Origin of the sequence: Bradyrhizobium sp. (assembly GCF_017881085.1) — a bacterium.
GTDB lineage: Bacteria > Pseudomonadota > Alphaproteobacteria > Rhizobiales > Xanthobacteraceae > Bradyrhizobium.
Genome location: NZ_JADGRI010000481.1, coordinates 1 through 2,787, shown reverse-complemented (window position 1 = coordinate 2,787; position 2,787 = coordinate 1). Strand labels below are relative to the sequence as shown.

Below are 2,787 nucleotides of genomic sequence, written 5' to 3'. Positions count from 1 at the left end.
GGATACGTAAATAGAAGCGTCCAGGTGATGCTGAAACCGAATTGCGCGCCGGCTTGAGAATATGTCGCGATGCCGCTTGGATCGTCATCGGATGCGCCGGTGATAAGGCCAGGCCCCAACACCCGTAGAACCTTATCTTTCAAAGTCAGTGGAGCATAAGCGGCCTTGGCGTCGCTGGTTGTCTTCGAAGATGGTGATGGTTTCATGGAAGAACCCAAAAAAGAAGAATCATTCTAAGCGAACCGCCAATCTTAATCCTTGGAAATCGGCGATGGTCCATGGCGCTAGCTTAACGATTGGAACCCGATCTGCGTAGAGCGCGGAATAACTGCAGTTGGCATGGGTCGAAGTACCCGAGAGTACAACCCGCCTATGGCTTCCCAGTAAACCCGCCGTCTGCTACCGTCCACTCCGTTCCGGAATTCATCGGGGAATACCAGTCAATTAATTTTACCAAGAGGAGACGACCTCATGTCACTTGGAACCATTCTGCTCATCATTATCGTCATCGCGTTGCTCGGCGGCTTTAGCGGGTTGGGTGGCGGGCCCTTTTACGGGACCGGTTACTACGGCGGCGGCGGCCTCGGCCTCGTGCTCGTAATCGTGTTGATCCTGGTATTGCTCGGCAAACTTTGAACTGCCAGTAAATCTTGTTCTTGATCCAGCCCCGCTTCGGCGATGGCACCAACCGATAAAAAGACCGAGGACGTGTCGCCGACAGAAGTGCCGGAGGACCTACCTCTGCCCTCAGATCCGAAAGTCATATTCCTTGGTGGTTTATTCGTCCTCGCGCTGCTGGCGGCAGCTTATGTCGCGAAGGAGATCGTGTTGCCATTTGTCTTTGCTGTCGTTCTCAAGCTCTTGCTACAGCCAGCCTTCCGCATATTGGAGCGGTTGCACGTGCCGCGGATACTCGCGTCCCTCCTGCTGATCCTTGCGCTGTTCGGAACGATCGTCGGTTTGGGTGCGGCCATTTCAGGCCCCGCGCGCACCTGGGCAGCGAAGCTTCCAGAGGGCATTCCTCGGCTTCAGGAGCGACTGAGTTTTATGCGAGAACCGATCGATACACTGCAACGGTTTTTGCAGCAGGTGGAAGATTTTGGAAAAGCCGAACCATCTCCAAATGCCGCCGCGTCGGCGCAAGGCCCAACTCTTCTGTCGAAGCTATTCACGGGGACCCGAAACTTTGCCAGCGGCTTCTTCACGACGGTGCTGTTTCTTTTTTTCCTTCTAGTGTCAGGCGATATCTTCCTGCACCGCCTTGTCGAGATACTGCCGCGATTTAAGGGCAAGCGTCAGGTGGTCGAAATCTCGCAGCAAATCGAAAGCGACATCTCCGCGTATCTGGTCACAATCACGATCATGAACGCGGCAGTAGGTATCGCTACGGCATTGGCGATGTGGCTCACAGGGGTGGGCGACCCAATCCTCTGGGGGACGGTGGCCTTTCTGCTGAACTATGTGCCGATCCTCGGCACTGCTTTAGGCGTGTTGACCTTTCTTCTCGCTGGCCTGTTGACCCATGACGTGCTCTGGCAATCGCTGCTTCCTGCGGGGCTTTATTTTGGATTTCATTTGATCGAGGGTGAGACCGTAACGCCGATGCTTCTGGCCAGACGGTTCACTCTAAATCCCGTCCTCGTCATCATCTCGCTCGCTTTTTGGTTCTGGATGTGGGGCATTCCGGGTGTGATCCTCTCAATGCCCATGTTGGCGATTACTAAGATCATCTGCGACCGTCTTAAACCGCTGGCTGCATTTGGCCACTTCCTTGAGGGTTGATCCCAGCCACCTTCAATGGCCCGGGCTTATTGGACAGCCCCATTTGACGATAACGTATTGCATGGAGAGCAACAGGCGGGAGCACCGGTCCCTCGGCCCTAGAATCGGCGCCCGAGAACCCAGCCGATGAGCGCGGCCACAGCGACGGTGCCGGCGATCTGCTGGCGCGAGCCGTTACGCACGATATCGGCTGCTCCATTCACCGCCTCGTCGGCGGCCTGCGCGACGGCCGAGGTCGATGCTTGCACCGGATCGGCCGCCGCCCGCAACGCACCTTCGGCGCGGACACGCGGCTTGCGCGAGGCGGGCAGAAAGGCGACGGCGAAGAGGACACCGGCCAGCAATGCCGATGTCCCGCCGAGAATGCCGAGCGCCGCGATGGTACCGAGCTTGAGCTCGAGCCAGAGATAGAGTGCGGCGAAGCCGAAGGTGAGTGCCAGCATCGCCGCGAACGCGCCGAACATGGCGAGCACGATCGTGATCGCGGTTTCCCGCGCCAAGCGCTTGACATCAATGCCAACGAGCCGCAGCAGCGTCGCGACCATCAACGGCGGTCTTTCATTATACCGATGAGCATGCCGATTCCGAATGCGCCGATGACGACGCCCAGCGGATTGCGGCGTGCGACGGCCTCGAATTCGGAAAGCAGGGTATTTGCTTGGTCCTTCGCGGCCGATGCGATGTCCCCGCCGATGCCGGTCGCCGCTTCGCCAACCTCCGCCGTCACGGTCTTGGCGAGCTCGGCAACTGTATCCTTCAGGCTGACAACGTCGGCGCTCAGCCGGCGCAGATCAACGGCGATGTCGTCGCGCGCGGAAGCGGCGGCTTCGGAGATGTTCTCCTTCGCCCGCTGCACGTCGTCGCCGATGTGGCCCGTCGCGGATTCCGCGTCCCGCTTGCTTGACCCCGCAGGGCCCTTATCGTCCGCAACTGTTATCGTCACGTCTCCTTTTGACCGACACTTCCCAAATGACTCCCGAACTGGCGTGAATAGTAGAGATTTTC

The 2,787-nt window shown here is 58.3% G+C and carries 4 protein-coding genes and 1 pseudogene; 2 read left to right on the top strand and 3 right to left on the bottom strand.

Going from position 1 to position 2,787, the window contains the following annotated elements:
- Positions 1–206: pseudogene (locus QZ213_RS26950) on the bottom strand (divalent metal cation transporter); the annotation flags it as partial.
- 265 nt (positions 207–471) lie between these two features.
- Here QZ213_RS26950 and QZ213_RS26945 point away from each other — a divergent pair.
- The gene (locus tag QZ213_RS26945; RefSeq protein ID WP_291689092.1) at positions 472–636 is read left to right on the top strand and encodes a DUF3309 family protein; all 165 of its coding nucleotides are present in this window, start codon (positions 472–474) and stop codon (positions 634–636) included.
- Positions 637–678: 42 nt separating this feature from the next.
- Positions 679–1,782, top strand: a complete 1,104-nt coding sequence (locus tag QZ213_RS26940) for an AI-2E family transporter (protein WP_291689091.1) — start codon at positions 679–681, stop codon at positions 1,780–1,782.
- A gap of 98 nt (positions 1,783–1,880) precedes the next feature.
- Here QZ213_RS26940 and QZ213_RS26935 read toward each other — a convergent pair whose 3' ends face one another.
- On the bottom strand, positions 1,881–2,327 hold the full coding sequence (locus tag QZ213_RS26935) for a hypothetical protein (RefSeq protein ID WP_291689090.1): 447 nt from the start codon (positions 2,325–2,327) through the stop codon (positions 1,881–1,883).
- On the bottom strand, positions 2,327–2,787 hold a 461-nt coding region (locus QZ213_RS26930), incomplete at its 5' end, for a hypothetical protein (protein ID WP_291689089.1). The genes QZ213_RS26930 and QZ213_RS26935, both read right to left, overlap by 1 nt.

What these genes read in the sequence shown, in the direction of transcription:
- QZ213_RS26945 (WP_291689092.1), top strand. Translation starts at nt 472, where the DNA reads ATGTCACTTGGAACCATTCTGCTCATCATTATCGTCATCGCGTTGCTC.
- QZ213_RS26940 (WP_291689091.1), top strand. Translation starts at nt 679, where the DNA reads ATGGCACCAACCGATAAAAAGACCGAGGACGTGTCGCCGACAGAAGTG.
- QZ213_RS26935 (WP_291689090.1), bottom strand. Translation starts at nt 2,327, where the DNA reads ATGGTCGCGACGCTGCTGCGGCTCGTTGGCATTGATGTCAAGCGCTTG.